This window comes from Pedococcus cremeus (assembly GCF_900111375.1).
In the GTDB taxonomy this organism is placed as follows: Bacteria; Actinomycetota; Actinomycetes; order Actinomycetales; family Dermatophilaceae; genus Pedococcus_A; species Pedococcus_A cremeus.
This window is the reverse complement of sequence record NZ_FOHB01000002.1, coordinates 150992-173562: the sequence shown is the minus strand read 5'-3', so window position 1 is coordinate 173562 and position 22571 is coordinate 150992. Positions and strand designations below refer to the sequence as shown.

21 protein-coding genes are annotated in these 22571 nt (G+C 73.0%); 11 read left to right on the top strand and 10 right to left on the bottom strand.

What is annotated here, in order from left to right; genetic code table 11:
- Positions 1 to 8: 8 nt before the first annotated feature.
- From BMW78_RS04450 to hemG, 5 genes are all read right to left on the bottom strand, one after another.
- Positions 9 to 443 (bottom strand): DUF1810 domain-containing protein, encoded by a 435-nt coding sequence (locus BMW78_RS04450; RefSeq protein ID WP_091756852.1) that lies wholly within the window; start codon positions 441 to 443, stop codon positions 9 to 11.
- Positions 444 to 460: 17 nt separating this feature from the next.
- On the bottom strand, positions 461 to 1477 hold the full coding sequence (locus tag BMW78_RS04445) for a cytochrome c oxidase assembly protein (protein WP_177180269.1): 1017 nt from the start codon (positions 1475 to 1477) through the stop codon (positions 461 to 463).
- 102 nt (positions 1478 to 1579) lie between these two features.
- A complete protein-coding gene (locus BMW78_RS04440; RefSeq protein WP_143056143.1) occupies positions 1580 to 1912 on the bottom strand; it encodes a hypothetical protein in 333 nt (110 codons plus the stop codon).
- A 266-nt stretch (positions 1913 to 2178) separates the two neighbouring features.
- Positions 2179 to 2880 carry a hydrogen peroxide-dependent heme synthase gene (gene hemQ, locus BMW78_RS04435; RefSeq protein WP_091756846.1) on the bottom strand — a complete coding sequence of 234 codons (702 nt, stop codon included), beginning with the start codon at positions 2878 to 2880 and terminating at the stop codon, positions 2179 to 2181.
- Positions 2881 to 2890: 10 nt separating this feature from the next.
- Positions 2891 to 4306, bottom strand: coding sequence for a protoporphyrinogen oxidase (gene hemG, locus BMW78_RS04430; RefSeq protein WP_091756844.1), 1416 nt, complete (start codon positions 4304 to 4306; stop codon positions 2891 to 2893).
- Positions 4307 to 4424: 118 nt separating this feature from the next.
- Between hemG and BMW78_RS04425 the strand changes: the two genes are divergently transcribed.
- Together BMW78_RS04425 and BMW78_RS04420 are read left to right on the top strand one after the other, a co-directional pair.
- Positions 4425 to 5396 carry a DUF4349 domain-containing protein gene (locus tag BMW78_RS04425; RefSeq protein WP_177180268.1) on the top strand — a complete coding sequence of 324 codons (972 nt, stop codon included), beginning with the start codon at positions 4425 to 4427 and terminating at the stop codon, positions 5394 to 5396.
- A 14-nt stretch (positions 5397 to 5410) separates the two neighbouring features.
- Positions 5411 to 7018, top strand: coding sequence for a glycoside hydrolase family 13 protein (locus BMW78_RS04420; protein ID WP_091757382.1), 1608 nt, complete (start codon positions 5411 to 5413; stop codon positions 7016 to 7018).
- A 14-nt stretch (positions 7019 to 7032) separates the two neighbouring features.
- On the opposite strand, the gene hemE is transcribed toward BMW78_RS04420, so the two are convergent.
- The gene (hemE, locus tag BMW78_RS04415) at positions 7033 to 8076 is read right to left on the bottom strand and encodes a uroporphyrinogen decarboxylase (protein ID WP_091757380.1); all 1044 of its coding nucleotides are present in this window, start codon (positions 8074 to 8076) and stop codon (positions 7033 to 7035) included.
- A gap of 68 nt (positions 8077 to 8144) precedes the next feature.
- Positions 8145 to 8969 (bottom strand): DMT family transporter, encoded by an 825-nt coding sequence (locus BMW78_RS04410; protein WP_091756842.1) that lies wholly within the window; start codon positions 8967 to 8969, stop codon positions 8145 to 8147.
- A gap of 105 nt (positions 8970 to 9074) precedes the next feature.
- Between BMW78_RS04410 and BMW78_RS04405 the strand changes: the two genes are divergently transcribed.
- Both BMW78_RS04405 and BMW78_RS04400 read left to right on the top strand, forming a co-directional pair.
- Positions 9075 to 9656, top strand: a complete 582-nt coding sequence (locus tag BMW78_RS04405; RefSeq protein ID WP_091756840.1) for a DUF3000 domain-containing protein — start codon at positions 9075 to 9077, stop codon at positions 9654 to 9656.
- A 32-nt stretch (positions 9657 to 9688) separates the two neighbouring features.
- Positions 9689 to 10933, top strand: coding sequence for an HRDC domain-containing protein (locus tag BMW78_RS04400; RefSeq protein WP_091756838.1), 1245 nt, complete (start codon positions 9689 to 9691; stop codon positions 10931 to 10933).
- 65 nt (positions 10934 to 10998) lie between these two features.
- Here BMW78_RS04400 and BMW78_RS04395 read toward each other — a convergent pair whose 3' ends face one another.
- The gene (locus BMW78_RS04395; protein WP_245735657.1) at positions 10999 to 11697 is read right to left on the bottom strand and encodes an alpha/beta hydrolase; all 699 of its coding nucleotides are present in this window, start codon (positions 11695 to 11697) and stop codon (positions 10999 to 11001) included.
- A gap of 282 nt (positions 11698 to 11979) precedes the next feature.
- Between BMW78_RS04395 and BMW78_RS04390 the strand changes: the two genes are divergently transcribed.
- The 5 genes from BMW78_RS04390 (at position 11980) to BMW78_RS04370 (ending at position 18352) form a co-directional block, all read left to right on the top strand.
- Positions 11980 to 13197, top strand: a complete 1218-nt coding sequence (locus BMW78_RS04390) for a thiolase family protein (protein ID WP_091756836.1) — start codon at positions 11980 to 11982, stop codon at positions 13195 to 13197.
- Complete coding sequence (locus BMW78_RS04385; RefSeq protein ID WP_091756834.1) at positions 13194 to 15362, top strand: 3-hydroxyacyl-CoA dehydrogenase NAD-binding domain-containing protein; 2169 nt, start codon at positions 13194 to 13196, stop codon at positions 15360 to 15362. The genes BMW78_RS04390 and BMW78_RS04385 overlap by 4 nt, the downstream gene beginning before the upstream one ends.
- Before the next feature lie 130 nt (positions 15363 to 15492).
- Positions 15493 to 16446, top strand: a complete 954-nt coding sequence (locus BMW78_RS04380; protein WP_091756832.1) for a hypothetical protein — start codon at positions 15493 to 15495, stop codon at positions 16444 to 16446.
- 127 nt (positions 16447 to 16573) lie between these two features.
- Entirely contained in the window at positions 16574 to 16807 is a 234-nt protein-coding gene (locus BMW78_RS04375) for a hypothetical protein (protein WP_143056142.1), read from the top strand.
- A gap of 15 nt (positions 16808 to 16822) precedes the next feature.
- The gene (locus BMW78_RS04370) at positions 16823 to 18352 is read left to right on the top strand and encodes a helix-turn-helix domain-containing protein (protein ID WP_091756828.1); all 1530 of its coding nucleotides are present in this window, start codon (positions 16823 to 16825) and stop codon (positions 18350 to 18352) included.
- Between the two features lie 38 nt (positions 18353 to 18390).
- Here the strand turns inward: BMW78_RS04370 and BMW78_RS04365 are convergent, their stop codons facing one another.
- Together BMW78_RS04365 and BMW78_RS04360 are read right to left on the bottom strand one after the other, a co-directional pair.
- Positions 18391 to 18876 carry a MarR family winged helix-turn-helix transcriptional regulator gene (locus tag BMW78_RS04365; RefSeq protein WP_091756826.1) on the bottom strand — a complete coding sequence of 162 codons (486 nt, stop codon included), beginning with the start codon at positions 18874 to 18876 and terminating at the stop codon, positions 18391 to 18393.
- Between the two features lie 92 nt (positions 18877 to 18968).
- Positions 18969 to 20012 (bottom strand): SDR family oxidoreductase, encoded by a 1044-nt coding sequence (locus BMW78_RS04360; RefSeq protein WP_245735656.1) that lies wholly within the window; start codon positions 20010 to 20012, stop codon positions 18969 to 18971.
- Between the two features lie 218 nt (positions 20013 to 20230).
- Here BMW78_RS04360 and BMW78_RS04355 point away from each other — a divergent pair, with 218 nt between their 5' ends.
- Complete coding sequence (locus BMW78_RS04355; RefSeq protein WP_091756822.1) at positions 20231 to 21004, top strand: 3-hydroxybutyrate dehydrogenase; 774 nt, start codon at positions 20231 to 20233, stop codon at positions 21002 to 21004.
- Positions 21005 to 21067: 63 nt separating this feature from the next.
- Positions 21068 to 22571 (top strand): helix-turn-helix domain-containing protein (locus BMW78_RS04350; protein ID WP_218144220.1); only part of this gene is annotated, 1504 nt, incomplete at its 3' end.

Here is a 22571-nt window from a genome sequence, read left to right as displayed (position 1 = left end):
GGGTCGGCTCAGAGGCGGCGCAGCGTCTCCGGGTCCTCGGCGCCGCCGTAGAACCTCTCGAGGACCGCGCGGAACCTCGCGCGGTCCTCGTCCGTCTCCGCCGCCTGGGCGAAGAGGGTCATCGACGAGCGGAGCTTCATCGCGTCGATGCTGCCGAGCACCGACACCGGGTCGGGGGTGTTCAGGCCGGCCAGCGTGTCCGCGCACTCGAGGAGCCGGGGCCCCAGCGTCGGGTGCGCGAGGTAGGCCCTCGCCTCCTCCACCCCGGACAGGGCGTAGAAGCGGGCCGTCTCACTGCGCCCCAGCCCGGCGACCTGCGGGAAGACGAACCACATCCAGTGCCCCGTCTTGCGGCCGCCGCGCAGCTCACGCAGGGCCGAGGCGTAGGTGCCACCGTCCTCCTGGGCGGTGACGAAACGGGTCAGGTCGACGCTCGCACTCATGCCCCAGACGCTGCCACTCATGCGTCGGTGGCGCCTGCCGGGTCACCTCCGTGGGGCGCCCGGCGGGTGAAGCGGGGGTCGGTCTCCCACCAGGGACGATCGAGCTCGGCCTCCACGTCCCGTGTGACCGACCCATCCACCGCGACACCGTCGAGCACCGCTCCATCGGCCACCGCGGCGGCCCGGCGCCGAAGTCGCTCCGCGTCGAGGGCCGCGTCGACGGCTGCGGCCTCCTTGGCGTCGTAACGGACCCAGGCCACCACGGTCGCGGCCAGGAGCGGCAGGCCCACGCACTCGGCGATCGCGAACATCGCCGTGCCGCCGACGCGCTGCTGGTACATCGGGTCGGCTGCCGCCAGGTAGGCCGCGACGGGCGCACCGAGCAGGGCCGGCGAGGCCATCACCACCACTCCGGGCACGGCGTCCAGGAGTCCGTCGGCGAACCCGATGAGCGCCCGCAGCGGCGGGGTGCACCAGGCGGGGACCAGCTCGTCGGCGAGCAGTGGCATGACGAAGAGCAGGCCGGTGCCGAGCAGCACGAGGTAGGTCAGCTCGCGCACCCACGCGTGCGCGAGGGACTCCGCCAACCAGGGCGTCACGAACAGCAGGAGGTGCAGCGCGGTGGCGACGACCGACGCCAGCAGCGGGAACATCACCACTCGGGCGACCTTCCCGCTCAACACCCTCAGCACCGGCTGGGCCCGCTCCTCGCCGAGCGCCCGTCTGACCACCCCCACGGGGTCCCCGAGGGCGAGGCCGATCGGTGTGATCGCAGCCAGCACCGCCGACTGCGCGGCGGCAGCCGGGAACGAGGTGTCGCGGTACGCCGCCAGCCCCCCGTCAGCCGCCAGCAGCAGCGAGCCGACGCCCAGCACGAGGAAGACGATGGCGCGCAGGACCGGCACGCCGGTGCCCCGCCGGGCACCGGCGACGATCCCCGCCCCGTAGGACGCCACCAGCGCGACGGAGAGCCCGATGCCGACCGGTGAGGCGACCCACGTGGTGAACACGCTGCCGAAGGTGAACGCAGGCACGGGGCCGAGCGTGCTCCCGCTATCTGAGAGAAACCTGAGTGGAAGGAGCCGAGGCCCGTCGGCGCCGGCGACGGCCAACCTCGTGACTGGGGCCGGGAGGGGTCAGGTCGTGACGGTGGTGAACTGCTGCGTCGGAGGAGGCGGCGGCTGCGACAGGTCGACGCCGTGGATCTTGGGGATGACGACGTCCTTCAGGTAACGCTCGTGGTCGCTCTGCGGGTTCTGCACCATGTCACCGAAGCGCTCGTTCATCTCCGCCTGGTCCACCCCCTCCCAGACGAGCACCATGAGGTCGCCCATGGGCGTCGGCTGGACGTACGCGCGCTCCGCGGAGACCCCGACGCGGCGCAGGAACTCACGGTGCGCCTCGGCGCGAGACCCCGACGAGATCTCGTCGGTGAACTGCTTCAAGCCGCCCATGTCGGTGATGGGCATGACGGATACGGCAACCTTCTCCATGCGGGGACCTCCTGAGCGATCTGGTGACCCCTGCTGCGGCGGCGCCACACGGGACGCCGCTAGGAGCAGTGTCGTCGCGCCGTCAGCACGGCACCATGGTCACTCCGGTGTCACTCGGGGGGTCACTCGGGGTCATTCGCGGCGGCCCACCCGGGGGGCCATTCAGGGGGTCACTCAGGGCGGGCCACCGGGGGTGGTCCACCCGGGGACCGGGGCCAGTCACCCGCGTCCCCTCGCCGTCCTCAGCGGAGGGACTGCAGCAGCTCGCCGACCTCGACCCGACGGCCGGTGTGGAACGGGATCTCCTCGCGCACGTGCAGCCGGGCCCGGGCGGCACGCAGCTCGCGCATCAGGTCGACGATGCGGTACAGCTCGTCGGCCTCGAACGCCAGCACCCACTCGTAGTCGTTCAGCGCGAACGAGGCGATGGTGTTGGCCCGCACGTCGGGGTACTCGCGCGCCATCTGGCCGTGCTCGCGCAGCATGTCGCGGCGCTCCTTGTCCTCGAGGAGGTACCACTCGTAGGAGCGCACGAACGGGTAGACGCTGATGAACTTCTTCGGCTCCTCGTCGGCGAGGAAGGCCGGGATGTGGCTCTTGTTGAACTCCGCCGGGCGGTGCAGGGCGGCGGCCGACCAGGTCGGCTCCAGCAGCTGCCCGAACCGGGTCTTCAGGAACCGGCGGTAGGCGCCCTGGACGTCCTCGATGCGCTCCGCGTGCCACCACACCATGAAGTCGGCCTCAGCGCGCAGGCCGCCGACGTCGTAGACACCGCGGGTCACCACACCCTCGGCCTCCAGCTCGGCGAAGAGCTCGTCGACCTCCTTGGCCATGACGTCCCGCTCGTCGCCGAGCGGGGCGGTCACGGCGAAGACGGACCACATGGCGTAGCGGATGGAGGCGTTGATCTCGCGGATGCGCGACGGGGAGGGCTTGCCGGTCATGACCCCATTGTCACCCTTCTTCGCCGGCGCCGGTCAGGTGGGTGGCGACCGCCTCCGCAGCAGTCCGGCCGCTGGCGATGCAGGCCGGTATGCCGACGCCGTCGTAGGCCGCCCCGGCCACCTCCAGCCCGGGCAGGTCGGCGACGGACGCCCGCACGCGGGCGACGCGGGCCCGGTGGCCCACCGCATACTGCGGGAGCCCACCGCCCCACCGCTGGACCTGCGCATCGAGCACCGGGGGCAGCGTTCGCCCGAGGGCCTCGCTCACCTCCCGCGCCGCGAGCCGCACGAGCTCCTCGTCCGGGCGCTGCAGGTCGGCCTCCTCGTCGGCCCGGCCCACGGACGCCCGCACGAAGAAGGCCTCGTCGGAGAGCTGGTCGACCCACGGCCACTTCGCCGAGGAGAAGGTGCTGGCCTTGATGCCGCGGCCGTCGACCGGCGGCACGAGGAAGCCCGAGCCCGGCAGCTCGCCGAGCCCCTCCCTGGCGACGGCCAGCGTGACGATCGCCATCGACGCGTACTCGATGCCGGCCAGCTCCTCCGCGGCCTCGGGGGCGTGCTCGCCCAGCAGGCGCGACGTCGGCGTCGCCGGCACGGCCAGCACCACCGCGTCGGCGTCGATGGACTCGGGCGCGGGCCGCGGGCCGGTCACCATGGTCCAGCCACGGCCGGATCGGCGGCGCAGCTCGCGGGCGATGACGCCGGAGCAGACCTCCACCCCGCGAGCGCGAAGGGCGTCGACGAGCAGCTCGGCGAACCGGCCCATTCCTCCGACGACGCCCGCGAAGACGGGAGCCGGGTTGGCCGCCCCCGCAGCGGCGGCAGCGCGGGCCGCGGCGGTGAGGCTGCCGCCCGAGCGTGCCACCTCGAACAGGCCCGGCACGCAGGCCTGCAGGGACAGACGGCGGGCGTGCCCGGCATACACGCCACCGAGCAGCGGCTCGACGAGCCGGTCGACCACCGCGCTGCCCAGCCGCGCACCCACGTAGTCGCCGACCGCGACGTCGTCCTCGAGCGGCCCGCCGGTCCAGGGCTCCTCGTGGGCGGCTCGGTCGACCTCGTCGTCGGTCAGCAGGCCGCGAGCCGTCTCCACGACGCCGGGGACACCCATGAGCGTGCCCTTCGGCAACGGGTGCAGCCGGCCCCGCGACCACACGTTGGCCGCCGTCGTCGCCGGGTGCGTGAGCAGGTCTGCGGCACCGATCTCCTCGACGAGGCCGACGGCTTCAGGTCGGCGAGCCAGCATCGACTCGGCACCGACGTCGATCCGTTGCCCGGCGATCGACGCGAGGCGCAGCTTGCCACCGGGACGGTCCGACGCGTCGAGGACGCGGATGTGCGCTCCTGGCAGGCGCTGCGAGAGCTCCCAGGCAGCTGCCAGGCCCGAGATGCCTCCTCCGACGACGATCACCCGCGCGCTGGACATGTCCCAACTGTGCCAAGCCCGTGACCGATTCGACACCGCGGGGTGGGAACGTGGGGCTCCCCCGCCGCATCGAAGAGATGTCCAGCCCGCGTCAACCGCGTCAGCCCAGGGGGCCGCCATGAAAGCCAACCGTCGTCGACAGCAGACCACCGCCGCGCTCTCGGTCGGGATCGCCGCCCTCCTCCTCGTCGGCGCCTGCAGCGGCTCTGACAGCGGCTCGTCGTCGTCCGCCGCCGGCCGCGACGCGGCCTCCGGTCAGGCGCAGTCGGAGGCGGGCGGGTCGGCGAAGCCGGCGGCTCCGAAGGCCGGCGGGAAGGCCACCGGCAGCAGCGGTCGCGTGGACCCGGCGGCGGTGGCCGCCTCGACCGAGTACCTCGCGCGCAGCGCCTCGATGGCCTTGAAGGTCAAGGGCATCGAGGCCGCTGCCGCCTCGGTGCGGTCGATCAGCGCCGCGAACGAGGGGATCGTCCTCAGCGAGAACATCGGCGACGGTGGCGACGGGCCGGTCCAGCCGGACAGCGCGGCGACCCCGACGACGTACGGCGAGATCACGATCTCCGTCCCCGCGGACCGCCTCGACCGGGCCCTGGACTCGCTCGCCCGGGTCGGCACCGTCGTCCGGCGGCAGAGCGCCAGCGACAACGTGCGCGACGAGTACGTCGACACCCAGAGCCGCGTCGAGACCATGCGCGCCAGCGTCGACCGGGTGCGGGCCCTGATGACCAAGGCCACCGACATCGCCCAGGTCGTCACCCTCGAGTCGGAGCTGAGCCGCCGGGAGGCCGACCTCGAGGCCCTCGAGGCGCAGCTGGCCTCGCTTAAGGACCGGGTGGCCCGCTCCCCCATCCAGGTCAGCCTCGCCGCCGTCGCCACGGTGGTGAAGCCGAAGCCACACGAGGCCACCGGCTTCCTCGCCGGGCTCACCTCCGGCTGGCGTGCCTTCACCTCCTCGGTCGCGGCGCTGCTGACTGTCGTCGGCGCCCTGCTGCCCTTCCTGGTCCTCGCCCTGGTCATCGGGCTGCCGGTGTGGTGGGGCGTGCGCCGGCGCCGCGCGCGCCGCACCCAGCCTGCCGTCACGGCTGCCGGCTGACAGACTCGCTGCCCATGGGTGAGCAGTCCGTGGGCACAGCAGGAGCAGGCTGGTGGCGGTCCGCCGTCGTCTACCAGGTCTACCCACGCTCGTTCGCCGACCTGAACGGCGACGGCGTGGGTGACCTGGCGGGCGTGACCGGCCGCCTCGAACACGTCGCCGGCCTCGGGGCGGATGCCGTGTGGCTGACACCGTTCCAGAGCTCGCCGCAGGCCGACCACGGCTACGACGTGAGCGACTACCGCGACGTCGACCCGTTGTTCGGCACGCTCGCCGACTTCGACTCCCTCGTCGCGAGCGCGCACCGGCTGGGGCTGCGCGTCATCGTCGACCTGGTGCCCAACCACTGCTCGTCGGAGCACCCTGCCTTCCGAGCGGCGCTCGCCGCGGGGCCGGGCAGCCCCGAGCGGGAGCGCTTCCTCTTCCGGCCGGGCCGCGGCGCAGGCGGCGAGCTGCCGCCGAACAACTGGCCGAGCGTCTTCGGCGGGCCCGCCTGGACACGGGTCACGGAGCCGGACGGGTCGCCCGGCGAGTGGTACCTCCACCTCTACGCGCCCGAGCAGCCGGACTGGAACTGGCGCCACCCGGCGACCGCCGAGCTCATGGACGACGCCCTGCGCTTCTGGCTCGACCGCGGGGCCGACGGCGTGCGCATCGACGTCGCGCACGGGCTCTTCAAGGCCGAGGGGCTGCCCGACCACGAGGACCCCGCGTCGATCGAGCCGATGCGCCTGCGCGGCAACCCGTTGGCCTGCGACCGCGACGAGGTGCACGACGTCTACCGGCGGTGGCGCCGGATCTGCGAGGGGTACTCCCCCGAACGGGTGCTCGTCGGCGAGGTCAACCTGGTGCCGGAGCGCGCGGAACGCTACGTCCGGCCCGACGAGCTGCACCAGGCCTTCGCGTTCGCGTTCCTGGCTGCGCCCTGGGAGGCGAGGGCGTGGTGCGAGGCCGCCACCGGCCTGTTGGAGGCGGCCCGGCGCACCGGCTCGCCCGTGACCTGGGTCGTCGAGAACCACGACGTGGTGCGGACCCCCACCCGCTACGGCGGCGGCCCTCGCGGTGCCGCCCGGGCCCGGGCCGCGCTGCTCGCGGTGCTGGGGATGCCCGGCTCCGCCTACCTCTACCAGGGCCAGGAGCTCGGGCTACCCGAGGTGGACGTGCCCGTCGGAGCCCGGCAGGACCCGGCGTGGCTGCGGTCCGGGGTGACCCGTGACGGGGCTCGCGTGCCGCTGCCGTGGACGAGGGACCCCGGCGGGACGCACGGGTTCTCGTCATCGTCGGCGCAGCCGTGGCTGCCGGTGCCCACCGACGGCTGGGGCGAGCTCTCGGTGCAGGCGCAGGCCGGCGGCCCCGCGTCGTCACTCGAGCTCTGTCGGACTGCCCTGGCCCTGCGTCGACGTCTGCACGCCGAGGGCCGGCTCAGCCCGGACGACCCAGCCACGGCGTCGGTCCAGGGCGAGGGGCTGCTCGTCGCCGAGCGACCCGGCCTGCGCCTCGCGGTCAACCTCGGCGAGCACCCGGAGCCGCTCCCGGAGGGAGAGGTGCTCCTCGCCAGCGGTCCCCTCGGCCGTGACGGTCACCTGCCGCCCGACACGGCGGCCTGGCTCAGCCCGCGCTGAGCCAGCGGCGTGGCTCAGCGCGCGCTGAGCTCGTGGACCAGCGCGGTGACCCGGGTCAGCACGTCGGGGTCGGTCTCCGGCAGCACGCCGTGGCCGAGGTTGAAGATGTGGCCCGGCGCCTGGCGTCCCTGCTCGACGATCTCGCGGACCTTGGCCTCGAGGGCCTCCCACGGCGCGAAGAGCAGCGCCGGGTCGAGGTTGCCCTGCACGGAATACCGGCCGCCGAGGCGCGCGAGCGCGTCGGTGAGGGAGATCCGGAAGTCGACCCCCACGACGTCGGCGCCGGCCGCACCCATGGCCGGGAGCAGCTCGGAGGTGCCGACCCCGAAGTGGATCTTGGGCACGCTGAGGTCGTCCACGGCGGCCAGCGCGGCAGCCGAGTGCTCCTGCACGAAGCGCTCGTAGTCGGCGCGAGGCAGGGCACCGACCCACGAGTCGAACAGCTGGACCGCAGAGGCGCCGGCGGACGCCTGGACGCGCAGGAACGCACCCGAGATCTGCGCCAGCCGCGCGCACAGGTCGTGCCACAGCTGCGGGTCGCCGTACATGAGCGCCTTGGTGTGCTCGTGGTTCTTGCTGGGGCCACCCTCGACGAGGTAGGAGGCCAGGGTGAACGGCGCGCCCGCGAAGCCGATGAGCGGCGTGTCACCGAGCTCGCGGGTGAGGATCTGCACCGCCTCGGTCACGTACGACACGTGCTCCGGCGTCAGCTCGGGCAGCCGGTCGAGGTCGGCGCGGGTCCGGAACGGCTCGGCCACCACCGGACCGACGCCGGGCTTGATGTCGAGGTCGACCCCCACGGCGGCCAGCGGCACCACGATGTCGGAGAAGAAGATCGCCGCGTCGACGCCGTGACGGCGCACCGGCTGCAGGGTGATCTCGGCGACCAGCTCAGGGCGACGGCACGACTCGAGCATCGGGATACCTTCGCGCACCCGGCGGTACTCCGGCAGCGAGCGGCCGGCCTGGCGCATGAACCACACGGGCGTGTGGGTCACCGGCTGCTGCCGCGCGGCACGCACGAGGTTGCTGTCGTCGAGCCTGCTGTCGTGGAGCATGTGGGGGGCGGTCACGGCCCGAGTCTTTCACGCCGCCCGGGTGCGCCGAGCCGGGCCGCCGCCTCCTGTCAGGCGGCGATGACGGCCACACCCACGAGGGTCATCACCACACCGGCCGACTGCACCGGCCGCAGCCGCTCCTGCAGCAGGAAGCGCGCCCACAGCACCGTCACCACCGGGTAGAGCGAGCCGAGCACGCTGGCCACGCTCACCAGCCCACGAGAGGACGCGAACGCGAACAGGCCGTTGGCCACCAGGTCGCCGATGCCGATCGCGAACAGCGCCGGCACCTCACGCGCCACGATCCCACCGGCGGTGCGCAGCACCAGCCCGGCGACGACGAAGAGCAGCACGGAGGTCAGCCGCATGCCCCACAGCGTGTGGAGGAGCGACTCGCGCGCGCCGCGGTCGAGGCAGTAGAGCGCGAAGCCGAAGCCGACGGCGGCGACGCTCGCCAGCAGCACCGGTCGCGGCGACACGTCACCGGACAGCTCCGGCCCCGAGGCGAGGGCGACGCCGAGCACCGCCAGCAGCATCCCGAACCAGGCACTGGCCGCCGGCTGCTCACCCCCGAGCAGGCCCAGCAGCACCGGCACCACGACACCCAGTGACGCCACCGGCGCGACGACGCCCATGGTCCCGCTGCCCAGGGCCGAGTAGAAGCAGACCAGGCCGCCGGCGCCCGCCAGTCCCGCCGCCACCGACCACAGCGGCCAGCCGTCGAAGGTGAGCGTGCGCCACTGCAGCAGCACCACCACGGAGATGGCGACCAGCCCCAGGCCCTGCGACCACGCGACCACCGCCGCCGCCGCCCTGTCCCGCGACTTCAGGCCCGCGAAGAAGTCGGAGGTGCCCCAGCAGGCGCTCGAGGCGAGGGCGAGGAGCGACAGCATGGCGGCACCGTATCCACCCGGGCGCCCACCGCAGGACGCGGCACCGCGCGACACGGACGGCGCGGCCTACCTCCCAAAGCCGGCCCCCCGGCATACGCTGACCTGGTGGGCAGCAGATCGGTCACCGGTGACCAGTCCCCCGAGTTCGCACAGGCGCTGAGCGAGCTGCGGGGCGCACGACTGCGCCCCGAGGTTCGCGTCACCGAGGTGCCGGCGCCGCAACGCATCGCACCGTATGCCGTGGCGCTCACCGCCGAGGTCGCGACCGCCGGCTCCGACGAGGAGCTGGCCTCCGGCCGGTTCGTGCTGCTGCACGACCCCTCGGCACCCGAGCCGTGGGACGGCGTGTGGCGGGCGGTGACGTTCGCGCGCGCCGAGCTCGAGCCGGAGCTGTCGAGCGACCCGATGCTGGGATCGGTCGGGTGGTCGTGGCTCATCGACGCGCTCGAGGACCACGGCCTCGCCTATGCCGCCGAGGCCGGCACGGTGACCCGCGTCGTCTCCGAGTCGTTCGCCGGCCTGTCCGACCGCCCCGCGAGTGTGGAGATGGAGGTGCGCGCGTCGTGGACTCCGTTGGGCGGCAACCTCGGTGACCACCTCGAGGCGTGGTCCGACCTGCTCTGCACCATCGCCGGCCTGCCTCCGCTGCCCGAGGGCGTCATCGCCCTGCCCGGGCAGCGACGCTGACCTGAGTTGCGGGTGGCCGGTAGGTTAGCCGCGTGACACCATCGGAACCCGCGGCGACCACAGAGGTGGAGGCCGCGACAGAGCCGGCGTTGACGCCGCTCGACGCCCCGGCCGATGGTGTCCCCGACGTCGTCACCGACGAGCGCCGCCTGATGGAGGCGGCCGACGCGATCCGGGCCGGCGAGGGGCCCGTCGCCCTCGACGCCGAGCGCGCCTCCGGCTACCGCTACGGGCAGAGGGCCTACCTCGTCCAGCTGCGCCGCGAGGGCTCTGGAACCTGGCTCATCGACCCCATCGCAGTGCCCGACCTCTCCCCCGTCGGCGAGGCCATCGGCGGCGCGGAGTGGATCCTGCACGCGGCCACCCAGGACCTGCCCTGCCTGGCTGAGGTCGGGCTGCGTCCGCGACAGCTCTTCGACACCGAGCTCGCCGGCCGCCTGCTGGGCCTGCCCCGGGTCGGGCTCGCCGCGGTGGTCGAGCACTACCTCGGGCTGTCGCTCGCCAAGGAGCACTCCGCCGTCGACTGGTCGACGCGGCCGCTGCCCGAGCCGTGGCTGCTCTACGCCGCCCTCGACGTCGAGGTGCTGGTGGAGCTGCGCAACCTCATGGGTGTCGACCTGGCCCGGCAGGGCAAGGCCGGCTGGGCCCGTGAGGAGTTCGAGTCGCTGCTCGACTTCACCGGCCCGGGTCCGCGCGTGGACCCCTGGCGCCGCACCTCCGGCATGCACAAGGTGCGCCAGCGCCGGGGCGCGGCCATCGTGCGCGAGCTGTGGGAGACCCGCGACCGCATCGCCATGGACCGCGACGTCTCGCCTGGCCGCGTCATGCCCGACGCCGTGCTGGTCGAGCTCGCGATGGCGGCGCCCAAGGCCGCCCAGGACCTCCCCCGCGGCCACCGCGCCATCCAGCGCTACCAACGGCAGTGGCTCGAGGCGGTCCGCCGCGCGCACGCCATCCCCGAGGCGGACCTGCCGCCACTGACCCTGCGCTCCGACGGGCCGCCGCCGCAGCGGGCCTGGGCCGACCGCGACCCGGTCGCCGCCGAGCGCCTGGTCGCCGCGCGGGCCGCCCTCACCGCCTTCGCCGACGAGCACGGCGTGCCGGTCGAGAACGTCATGTCGCCCGACCCGCTGCGCCGGGTCATCTGGGCGCCGCCGCAGGACCGCTCGGAGCAGGGCTTCGCCGCAGCCCTCACCGCGCTCGGCGCGCGCCGGTGGCAGGTGGAGATCGTGGCGCCCATGGTGGCCGCCGCGTTCGCCGCCAACCCCGACGCCTGAGCCCCGAAGGGCCTCGAGACCGCAGCCTCGAGACCTTGAGCTGCAAGACCTGAGCTTCGGGAGCCTCACGGAGCCGAGAAGAAGCCGGCGAGCGCCTCGGCGAGGTCGTCGCGGCTCGACCACAGCACCAGTGTCGGACAACGCACGACGTGCCCGGCGGCGCGGTCCGCCTCCTCGTCGGCCCGGTCCACACCGAGACCGGCCCGGTAGTCCTCGAGCATGGCGCGCACCGTGTCGGGGTCGTGCACCGCACGTCGCCACTCCTCGAACGCCTCCTGGCCCATGTGCTCGGGTGTGGCGCCGTACCACGCCTGCGGGTCGGCGAGGATCGCTCGCTCAGGTTTCTCCGGCACCGCGAAGAAGAACCAGTGCCACCAGGCCTGCGCGAACGTCGCGTCCGCGCGGGCGAGGTGCTCGCTGACCGGTATGCCGTCCAGGGCGGCATACCGGGTCACCGCGTCCGGGTGGTCGAGGGCGAGGCGGAGGGCCACGGTGCACCCGCGGTCGTGACCGGCAAGGTGGAAGCGCTCGTGGCCGAGCCGCCGCATGAGGACGTGGAGGTCGGTGGCAACGGTGCGCTTGCTCTGCTGGGCGTGGTCGGGCCGCACGGGCGCACAGCCCGAGGCGCCGTAGCCGCGCATGTCCAGGCAGACCACGGTGAACCCGCGCTCGACCAGCACGGGGGCGACGCGGTGCCACGTCGCGCCCGTGCGCGGGTGGCCGTGCACGAGCAGCACCGGTGGACCACTGCCACCGTGCCGCACCCGCAGCTCCACTCGCCGACGTCGACACGCTCGTCCACGAACCCCTCGAACACCCGCCCACCCTCCCAGCAGGCCCGTGCGTCCACCACCGCACGCCACGGGCGGCGGAGCGGACGGGCCGCCCCGGCCCATCACCGGGCCATCACCGGGTCATCACCCTGCGAGGTGACGGCTCTCACGACGGGGAGTGCCTGACGCCTCGGTTACCGGCAAGTAGCATCGTGGGAAGCCACCGGCTCGAACCGGTGACGTCCACCCGACCACCAAGCCAGGAGGCCACCCGTGCCCCGCACTCTGCGAGAGGTCGTGTTCGTCGACGGCGTCAGGACGCCGTTCGGCAAGGCCGGGGAGAAGGGCATGTACGCCCAGACCCGCGCCGACGACCTCGTCATCAAATGCATCCGCGAGCTCATGCGCCGCAACCCCGGCCTGCCGCCGGAGCGGGTGGAGGAGGTCGCGATCGCGGCCACCACCCAGATCGGCGACCAGGGCCTGACCCTCGGGCGCATGGCCAGCCTGCTGGCCGGTCTGCCGAACACCACGCCCGGCTACTCCGTCGACCGCATGTGCGCCGGCGCCCTGACCGCGGTGACCACCACTGCCTCCTCCATCGCCTTCGGCGCGATCGACGTGGCCATCGCCGGCGGTGTCGAGCACATGGGCCGCCACCCGATGGGCGAGGGCGTCGATCCCAACCCGCGCATCGTCGCCGAGAAGCTGGTCGACCCCTCTGCGCTGGTCATGGGCAAGACGGCCGAGAACCTGCACGACCGCTTCCCCCAGCTGACCAAGGAGCGCTCCGACGCGTTCGCCGTCGGCTCGCAGGACAAGCTCGCGAAGGCCTACGCCAACAACCAGATCCAGCCCGACCTGGTGCCGGTCGCGACCCGCCACGACGAGCTGGGCTACGGCCTCGCGACCGCCGACGAGCCGCCGCGCCCCGGCACCACCGTCGAGGACCTCGCCGGCCTGAAGACGCCGTTCCGTCCGCACGGCAAGGTGACCGCGGGCAACAGCGCCGGCCTCAACGACGGGGCCACCGCCTGCGTGCTGGCCAGCGCCGAGGCCGCCGAGGAGCTTGGGCTCCCGGTGAAGATGCGCCTGGTCGACTACGCCTTCGTCGGCGTCGAGCCCGAGGTCATGGGCATCGGTCCGGTGCCGGCCGCCGAGAAGGCGCTCAAGAAGGCCGGGCTCACCATCGAGGACATCGGCCTGTTCGAGCTCAACGAGGCGTTCGCCGTGCAGGTGCTGTCCTTCCTCGACCACTTCGGTATCGCCGACGACGACGAGCGGGTCAACCAGTACGGCGGAGCCATCGCCGTCGGCCACCCGCTGGCCTCCTCCGGCGTCCGCCTCATGAACCAGCTGGCCCGCCAGTTCGAGGAGCACCCCGAGGTCCGCTACGGCATGACCGCCATGTGCATCGGCATCGGCATGGGCGCAGCCGTGATCTGGGAGAACCCCCACCACGCCGACTACGGCAAGGAGAACGCAGCATGACCGAGGCACCGAGCAGCACCAACCTCGCCGCGGAGAAGGCGGCCGCCACGGCCGCAGCACGCCGGGGCGGCGGGGACTTCGCCGAGGTCGTGACCCACGCGCACGTGCGCGACATCGCCCTTCCCGGCGGCGCCGGCACGATGGCGCTGGTCACCCTCGACAACGGGTTCGACCACACCAAGCCCAACACCTTCGGGCCGCAGAGCATCGCGAACGTCCGGGCGGCCATCGAGGCGCTGCAGGTCCGCGCGGAGGCCGGTGAGATCCAGGCCGTCGGCATCACCGGCAAGCCGTTCATCTTCGCTGTCGGTGCCGACCTCAAGGCCGTGTCGCAGGCTGCTGAGCGCGAGATGGCGCTGGGCGTCGCCCGCGCCGGGCACCACGCCTTCGGGGCGATCATGGACCTTCCGGTGCCGACCTTCGCGTTCGTCAACGGCGCCGCCATGGGCGGTGGCGTGGAGATCGCCCTGGCGTGCGACTACCGCACCATCTCCTCGGGCGTGCCGGCCGTGGCGCTGCCGGAGACCTTCCTCGGGCTGGTGCCGGGCTGGGGCGGCTGCTACCTGCTGCCCAACCTCGTGGGTCCGGTCAACGCGCTGAAGGTCATCATCGAGAACCCGATGAACTTCAACCGGATGCTCAAGGGCCCGCAGGCGTTCTCGCTCGGCATGGCCGACGCCATGTTCGAGCCCGCAGACTTCCTCGAGGAGTCGCTGGGCTGGGCTGCGGGCGTCGTCTCCGGCGAAGTCACCGTGCAACGCCCGGAGGTCTCGCGCGACGAGGCGGAGTGGGCGGCTGCCCTCAAGGCCGCCAAGGGTCTGGTCGACCTCAAGACCGGTGGCAAGGCTCCTGCGCCGTACCGCGCGCTCAAGCTCGTGGAGGCGGCTCGCACCGCCACTCGGGACGAGGCGTTCGCCGCCGAGGACGAGGCGCTGGCCGACCTGGTCATGGGTGACGAGCTGCGCGCCGGCCTCTACGCGTTCGACCTCGTGCAGCGTCGCGCCAAGCGGCCCGCGGGCGCGCCCGACAAGGCGCTGGCGCGTCCGGTCACCAAGGTCGGCATCGTGGGTGCCGGCCTCATGGCCAGCCAGCTCGCACTGCTCTTCGCCCAGCGGCTCGAGGTGCCGGTCGTCATGACCGACATCGACCAGGCGCGCGTCGACAAGGGTGTGGCCTACGTCCAGGGCGAGGTCGACAAGCTCCTCGCCAAGGGGCGGCTGGGCCAGGACAAGGCCAACCGCCTCAAGGCCCTGGTGACCGGTTCCACCTCCAAGGACGGCTTCGCCGACGCCGACTTCGTCATCGAGGCCGTCTTCGAGGAGATGGGCGTCAAGAAGCAGGTCTGGGCCGAGGTCGAGGCGATCGTCTCACCCGAGTGCGTGCTCGCCACCAATACCTCGTCGCTGTCGATCACCGAGATGGCGGCGGACCTGGAGCACCCTGAGCGGGTCGTCGGCTTCCACTTCTTCAACCCGGTCGCCATCATGCCGCTGCTCGAGATCGTCAAGGGTGAGCGCACCGACGACGCCACTCTCGCAACGGCATTCGCCACCGGCAAGACGTTGAAGAAGACGACGATCCTGGTCAAGGACTCTCCCTCCTTCATCGTCAACCGCCTGCTCGGCCGGTTCATGGGCGAGGTCGCCAAGATCGTCGACGAGGGCACGCCCATCGAGGTCGCCGACCGCGCGTTCGCGGGCCTGTCCCCCATGCCGCCGTTCGTGCTGCTCGGCCTCGTCGGGCCGGCCATCGCCCTGCACAACAACGAGACCCTCGCCAAGGCCTTCCCCGACCGCTTCTACGTGTCGGAGAACCTGCGTCGCGTCGTCGAGGCGAAGAAGTCGGCCATCTACATCTGGCCCGAGGGCAAGCCGGTCGTCGACCCCGAGGTGGAGGCGCTCTTCGACAAGCCCGCCAACCCCGTGGTGCTCACGGCCGACCAGGTGCGCGAGCGCATCCTGTCGGTGCTGGCGGACGAGATCCGGCGCATGCTCGACGAGGGCGTCGCCCAGGCGCCGATGGACATCGACCTCGCGATGATCTCCGGAGCCAACTTCCAGTTCCCCAACGGAGGCATCACGCCCCTGCTGGACCGCGAGGGCATCTCCGAGAAGGTGACCGGCAAGCGCTTCCTGCCGCCGGGAGCCGCCAGCGTCCCCGCCTGACGGACGCAGCCGGGCACGTGGCCGGCACACCTCACCCCAGGTGTGCCGGCCACGTCCGTCTCTCGGCCGAACGGACCACGACCCAGGGAACCAGCCACCCCTGCGGTCCCGCGCTGACAGAGTCCGGCAGGTGACACCGACGCGCACCCGCCGCATCGCGGCCACCGCGGTCATGGCCCTCGCCGGCGGGCTGTCCGCCTGCCTGCGGCAGCCCACGGCCGACCCGAGCGGCAGGTCGGCGCCCGTCGCCCCAGCCACCACAGCCGCCGCCTCGAGCGCCCGTCCGTCCGTCACCCCGTACACCACCGCAACCAGAACGGCCACCGCGGGCACGGCGTGGGGCCCCCTCACCGTGGCAGCGGGTGCCTGGCAGGGCTGGAAGCCCGTGCTGGAAGACCTGCGCCCGGCCACCGACGACGACGTCGCGGACCTGCGGCGGCGGGCCGGCGCCGCAGCGCGGCGCGACTTCACCGCTACCGTGGAGTCGTTCTTCGGGCCGGCCGAGTACGCCCACCGCAGCGACCACGCCCGGCTGCGGTTCGGCGCCGGAGGCAGCACCGCCCTGGAGGTGCACGTCGAGCCCCTGCGGCCCGGTGAGAAGGGCAAGGGTGTGTTCGGCCTCGGAGGGCGTGCGGCCGTGCTGTGCCTCGGTGACGAGTGCGTGCGCGTCACCGGCGACGAGGACCCCGAGGGCAAGCCGCACCTGTTCGACAACCTCAGCGACTCCGCGCTGATGCAGCTGGCCCTGCTGGAGTCCTCGCAGGAGGTCTCCTTCGACCTCTTCGAGGGTGCCCGCAAGGAGGGGTACGCCGTGGGCACGGCGAGCGTGGAGTCCCCAGTCGGCGTGCTCGACTGCGCCGTCGACGCCGAGACGTCGACCGCCCTCCGGGCGCTCGACGGGGAGCCGCTGGGCCTCGGGTCGGCGGGCGACCGGACCTGGACCGCGACCTGTGTCGACGCCCGTGGACTCGTGGTCGTCACCGGCGACAGCGCCTTCCCGCTGGTGGCCTTCCACGACTTCCGCCCCGGGACCGATGCCGACATCGACTCCTACCCCGCTCCGGTGAAGCCCTACGGCGCCTGACACGGGCGCGGTGCCTAGGACAGGTGCCGGTCGCACCGGTCAGCGGGCCCGCCGCACCATGGGGCCAACGGAAGGTGCGGGAAGTACTGACGACGTGCCGGCGATTCAGTGGCTCGGGGAGGCTGACGTGGTTCTCGTCGGGGACTACCAGCTCGCCCGAACGGTGAGCTCCGTCGGCAGCCCACGGCACGTCCCGCGTACGCTGCTGCGGGTGATGGCCGTGGCAGCACGCCCCGTGCAGCCGCAGCTCGCCCGCCTGGCCCGGGCAGCGGTGGTCATGGACACCGCGGCGACGGCCGCTCTCCCGGAGCCCTCCGTCACAACCGCCGGCGTGGCGGGTGTGCATTTATCTCATATGTGAGTTACCTTCGTCGCCGTGACTTCGACCTACCTGACGCGCATCGGCACCCTCATCCGCGACGCCCGCCGCCACAAGGGCATGACGCAGAACGAGCTCGCGGAGTCCCTCGGCACCAGCCAGAGCGCGGTGGCCCGCATCGAGCAGGGCAAGCAGAATCTCAGCCTTGAGATGCTGGCCCGCATCGGCGAGAGCCTCGACAGCGAGTTCGTCTCGCTCGGGCACAGCGGCCCGCAGCACCTGCGGATCATCGGTGGCACTCCCCTGTCGGGCTCCATCGACGTCAAGACCTCGAAGAACGCCGCAGTCGCCCTGCTGTGCGCCTCGCTGCTCAACAAGGGCCGCACCACCCTGCGCAACCTGGCCCGCATCGAGGAGGTCAACCGCATCCTCGAGGTGCTGACCTCGATCGGCGTCCGCACCCGCTGGCTGCCGGACAGCAACGACCTCGAGATCACGCCGCCCGCCCAGCTCGACCTGTCGGCCATCGACGTCGCCGCGGCCCGGCGCACCCGCACCGTGATCATGTTCCTCGGCCCGCTGCTGCACGAGCTCGACCAGTTCGCGCTGCCCTACGCGGGCGGCTGCGACCTCGGCACCCGCACCGTCGAGCCGCACCTGGCCGCCCTGCGCTCCTTCGGCCTCGGCGTGACGGCCACCGGCGGCTTCTACGACGCCTCGGTCAACCACCAGATCGTGCCCGGCAAGCCCATCGTGCTCACCGAGCGCGGCGACACGGTCACCGAGAACGTGCTGCTCGCGGCCGCCCGGAACGAGGGCGAGACCGTCATCCGCAACGCCAGCCCCAACTACATGGTCCAGGACCTGTGCTTCTTCCTCCAGGAGCTCGGGGTCGAGATCGAGGGCATCGGCACGACCACCCTCACCGTGCGGGGCCGCAGGACCATCGACGTCGACGTCGAGTACTCCCCGTCGGAGGACCCGATCGAGGCGATGAGCCTGCTCGCCGCCGCGGTCGTCACCGACTCCGAGATCACCATCCGGCGCGTGCCCATCGAGTTCCTCGAGATCGAGCTCGCGACGCTCGAGGGCATGGGCATGAAGTACGGCATCACCGACGAGTACCTCTCGGCCAACGGCCGCACCCGCCTCGTCGACCTCACCACGATGCCCGGGCCGCTGCACGCGCCGATCGACAAGATCCACCCGATGCCGTTCCCCGGCCTCAACATCGACAACCTGCCGTTCTTCGCCCTCATCGCCGCCTGCGCCGAGGGCACGACGATGATCCACGACTGGGTCTACGAGAACCGCGCGATCTACCTGACCGAGCTCACCAAGGTGGGCGCCAAGGTGCAGCTGCTCGACCCCCACCGAGTGATGATCGAGGGCCCGACCCGGTGGCGCGCCGCGGAGGTCATCTGCCCGCCGGCGCTGCGGCCCGGTGTGGTCGTGCTGCTCGCCATGCTGGCGGCCCCCGGCACGTCCGTGCTGCGCAACGTCTACGTCATCAACCGCGGCTACGAGGACCTCGCCGAGCGCCTCAACGCCCTCGGCGCCACCATCGAGACCTTCCGCGACATCTGACGCGCCAGGCCGGCCGGGGCGGGCTCCAGCGCGGCGGGCTACAGGCCCAGCGAGCGCAGCTCCCCCGGCTCCGGCTCCCCCGCCGCTGCCGCGAAGGCGGCGAGACCGGTGCGGATGGCGCGCCGGTCGCTCTCACCGGCGCGTGCGAGCACCTGCGCCACCTCCCGCCGTCGCTGCTCCATCACCTGGGCAACGAGGTCGTGCCCCCTGCCGGTGAGGCCGACCATCACCTCCCTGCGGCTGTCGGGGCTGACCTGCCGGGCGGCCCAGCCGCCCGCGACCAGCCGGTCGACGGTGCGGGTCATCGTCGACTGGTGCACGCCCAGCTGCTCGGCGAGGTCGCCGCTGCGCAGCGGCCCGTGCTCGGCGATGACGACGAGGGCGCGGTACTGCGGCAGCGTCACCTGCTCGAGCGCGCTGCCGAGCGATCGGACGACGACGCCCAGCAGCGCCAGGGACGCACCGATCGTGGCGTCCACATCCTCGTCCGGAACCTCGGTCACAACCCCTTCACCCGTGGCCATGGCGGAAGCCTAGTTCCGCGGGAGGGACGGGCCGGGGACCCTATACGCGCCGCCCGTCAGCGGCGGACCGCCCGTCAGCGGCGGACCGCCCGTCAGCGGCGGACCGCCCGCGTCGCCGCGACGAGACCGCCCACGGCGGCGCCGGCCGCGGCCAGGACGGTGCCGTGGTGCTGCGACGCCCACAGCTGGAAGCTGCGCCCGGTGGCCCGGTCGTCGAACCGGCCGTGCGCACCGAAGTCATGGTGCTCGTCGGCCGGCTCCCACAGGTTCTTCGGCTGGTCGGGCTTCCGCGGCTGGTCGGTCTGCTGCGAGGAGAACCCGGTCCGGGCCAGGTAGCGGTCGAGGAGCCCAGGCGCGACGGCGTTCGCCAGGAGGGTGCCCACCGTGCTCCCCCCGACCCAGTACTCGCGCCGCTTCGGGTGGTCCGCGGCATACACGACCGCCTTGGCGGCCACCTCGGGCTGGTAGATCGGGGGCACCGGCTGGGCCTGGTGCGGCAACCTGGAGAGCACCCAGGAGAACTGCGGGGTGTTGACGGCCGGCATCTGCACCATCGTCACGCGCACCTCGCTGCCCTCGTGGAGCAGCTCACAGCGCAGCGCCTCGTGGAAGCCCTGGGTGGCGTGCTTGGCGCCGCAGTAGGCGCTCTGCAGCGGGATCCCGCGGTAGGCGAGGGCGGAGCCGACCTGCACGATGGTGCCGCGGTTGCGCGGACGCATGCGGCGCAGGGCCGCCATCGTGCCGTAGACGTAGCCGAGGTAGGTCACCTCCGTGGTGCGGGCGAACTCCTCGGGGCTGATCTCCCAGAACGGCGCGAACACCGACGAGAACGCCACGTTGACCCAGGTGTCGATGGGCCCGAGTTGCTCCTCGACCCTGGCCGCCGCCTGCTCGACCTCGTCGGCGACCGCCACGTCGACGGGCACGACCAGGGCCGTGCCGCCGGCCGCCTCGACGTCGCGGGCAGCGCCCTCGAGCCCCTCGTCACCGCGCGCCAGCAAGGCGACGGCGTCACCCCGGGCGGCGAACGCCCTGGCGGTCGCACGCCCGATACCGCCGCTGGCACCGGTGACCACCACCACCCGCCGTCCCGCGCTGCGTCCTGCATCCATCTGCGTGCCTGTCTGTGTGCCCATCTGTATGCCCGTCTCTGCGCTCACTGGCTGCCCACTCCTTCCGCGGTCCGCGCCGGACGGACCAGCACCCGAACCCTTGCCACCGTACAAGTGTTCTCGGCGGGCGGCGCGCGGAGCGGGACGCGGCGTTCCCCGGGAGCCGCACCACACAGGACCGGGCACAACTGTGGGGCCGGCGCACATCTTCGCGGCCGGGGTCCCTACCTAGTGTTCCGCGCATGTCGCCGACGACCGAGCCCGCTGCGCTCCTCGACCTCACCGGGCGTTCCGCCCTCGTCACCGGAGCCGCGAGTGGCATCGGAGCCGCCTGTGTCGCGCGGCTCACCGAGGCCGGAGCGAAGGTGTACGCCGTCGACCGCGACGCCGAGGGGCTGGACCAGTTCGCCGACCTGGGCGCCGTGACGCCGCTGCCGACCGACCTCTCCGACCTCGACGCGGTCGACGCGCTGCCGGCGGACGTCGACATCCTCGTGAACAACGCGGGCATCCAGCACGTCAGCCCGATCGAGGAGTTCCCGACCGAGACGTGGGACCTCATCATCCGCCTGATGCTCACCTCGCCGTTCCGGCTCGTGCGGCGGACGCTCCCCCACATGTATGCCGCGCAGTGGGGCCGCGTCGTCAACATCTCCAGCGTGCACGGCCTGCGGGCGAGCGCCTACAAGGCCGCGTACGTGTCGGCCAAGCACGGCCTCGAGGGCCTGTCGAAGGTGACCGCCCTGGAGGGCGCTGCCCACGGCGTCACCAGCAACTGCGTCAACCCCGCCTACGTGCGCACCCCACTCGTGGAGCGCCAGATCGCCGACCAGGCCCTCAGCCACGGCATCGGTGAGGACGAGGTGGTCGAGAAGGTCATGCTCGCCCCCGTGGCCGTCAAGCGCCTCATCGAGCCCGCCGAGGTGGCCGACCTCGTCGCCTTCCTGTGCGGGCCCTCGGCAGCCTCCGTCTCGGGCAGCTCGTTCACGATGGATGGCGGCTGGACCGCCCACTGACCCGTGACACGCCCCGACCACCGAACGGATGCCGCCGTCGGCGCCCCACCTAGACTCGCGCCGATGGACAGCAACGAGGCCGCCGCCCTGCGCCTGCTGCGTCTCCTCGCGGAGGGCGCCACGGTCGCTGAGCTCTCCTCGGTCGAGGACGGCGACGGCGAGGCCCGTGAGCTGGCGCTGCGGGTGCGCGCGGCGCTGGAGTCCCGCCGCCGCCGGGAGGCGGAGCTGACCGCCCTGGTCGAGACCGCCCGCGACCTCGCCGCCCTGCGCGACCCCTCAGGCGTGCTCGACGCCATCGTGCGCCGGGCCCGCTCGCTGATCGGCACCGACGTCTCCTACCTCACGCTCTACGACCCCGAGGCCGGCGACACCTACATGCGCGCCACCGACGGCTCGGTGAGCGCCGAGTTCCAGGTGGTGCGCCTGTCCTTCGGCGACGGCCTCGGCGGCCTGGTGGCCAAGAGCCGCAAGCCGTACTGGACGGCCGACTACTTCCACGACGCCCGGTTCGCGCACACCGGCCCCATCGACAGCGCGGTCGGCGACGAGGGCCTGGTGGCCATCTGCGGCACACCGCTGCTGGCCGAGGGCGAGTTCCTCGGGGTGTTGTTCGCCGCGAACCGCTCGCCCCGCCCGTTCAGCCCCGACCAGGTGGCGCTGCTCGCGTCACTGGCCGCCCTCGCCGCCGTGTCGATCGTGCAGACCCGTGCTGCGGCAGAGACGGCCGACGCGCTGGCGCAGCTGTCAGAGGCACACGACCTCGTGCGCCGCCACACCGCCGGCGTCGAGCGCGCGGCCGCCGCCCACGACCGGTTCGCCGCCCTGGTGCTCGAGGGCGGTGGCGTCGAGGACATCACCGCGGCCCTCGCCGACCTCCTCGGCGGGTGGGTCGTGCTCATGGGCGACGACGGCGAGGTGCTCAGCCTCTCCGGCGCGCGAAACGGCGAGCCGGACGGTGGTGCCGACGGTCGTCTGGACGGTGGCCCGGACCCGGGCAGCCTCGGGTCGAGCCCGGCGGTGCTCGAGACCATGCGCACCGGACGGCTGGCACGGCACGGGCAGACCTGGGCCATCGGGGTGCAGGCCTCGCACTCCCAGATGGGCGTGCTGGTGCTCGGCGGCATCGACGAGCTCGACGACGCCGACCAGCGGACCCTCGAGCGGGCGGCCGTCGTCTCGGCGCTGGTCCTCCTGTTCGAACGGGCCGCCGCCGACGCCGAGCAGCGCGTGCGCACCGACCTGGTCTCCGACCTCATCACCGGCCGCGGCGACACCACCTCGCTGCACTCCCGGGCCCGCGCCAACGGGGTCGACCCCACTCGCCCCCACGTGGTGCTCGTGGCCGCCGGTGACGGTGACACTCCCCGGCGTTCCCTCCTGATGTCCGCGCACGCCGCCGCCGGCTCCGGCTCGATCGTCGGCGAGCACGACGGCCACGTGGTCGCGCTCGTACCCTCGGAGGACGCCCAGGGCTCGGCCTGCGAGCTGGCCCGCCGGCTGCGGCGGGTGGGCACCGTCACCGTGGGCGGTGCAGGTCCCGTGACATCGGCCGAGCAGGTGCCGGCAG

What these genes read in the sequence shown, in the direction of transcription:
- BMW78_RS04450 (WP_091756852.1), bottom strand. Translation starts at nt 443, where the DNA reads ATGAGTGCGAGCGTCGACCTGACCCGTTTCGTCACCGCCCAGGAGGAC.
- BMW78_RS04440 (WP_143056143.1), bottom strand. Translation starts at nt 1,912, where the DNA reads ATGCCCATCACCGACATGGGCGGCTTGAAGCAGTTCACCGACGAGATC.
- hemQ (WP_091756846.1), bottom strand. Translation starts at nt 2,880, where the DNA reads ATGACCGGCAAGCCCTCCCCGTCGCGCATCCGCGAGATCAACGCCTCC.
- hemG (WP_091756844.1), bottom strand. Translation starts at nt 4,306, where the DNA reads ATGTCCAGCGCGCGGGTGATCGTCGTCGGAGGAGGCATCTCGGGCCTG.
- BMW78_RS04425 (WP_177180268.1), top strand. Translation starts at nt 4,425, where the DNA reads ATGAAAGCCAACCGTCGTCGACAGCAGACCACCGCCGCGCTCTCGGTC.
- BMW78_RS04420 (WP_091757382.1), top strand. Translation starts at nt 5,411, where the DNA reads ATGGGTGAGCAGTCCGTGGGCACAGCAGGAGCAGGCTGGTGGCGGTCC.
- hemE (WP_091757380.1), bottom strand. Translation starts at nt 8,076, where the DNA reads ATGCTCCACGACAGCAGGCTCGACGACAGCAACCTCGTGCGTGCCGCG.
- BMW78_RS04410 (WP_091756842.1), bottom strand. Translation starts at nt 8,969, where the DNA reads ATGCTGTCGCTCCTCGCCCTCGCCTCGAGCGCCTGCTGGGGCACCTCC.
- BMW78_RS04385 (WP_091756834.1), top strand. Translation starts at nt 13,194, where the DNA reads ATGACCGAGGCACCGAGCAGCACCAACCTCGCCGCGGAGAAGGCGGCC.
- BMW78_RS04365 (WP_091756826.1), bottom strand. Translation starts at nt 18,876, where the DNA reads ATGGCCACGGGTGAAGGGGTTGTGACCGAGGTTCCGGACGAGGATGTG.
- BMW78_RS04360 (WP_245735656.1), bottom strand. Translation starts at nt 20,012, where the DNA reads ATGGGCACACAGACAGGCACGCAGATGGATGCAGGACGCAGCGCGGGA.
- BMW78_RS04355 (WP_091756822.1), top strand. Translation starts at nt 20,231, where the DNA reads ATGTCGCCGACGACCGAGCCCGCTGCGCTCCTCGACCTCACCGGGCGT.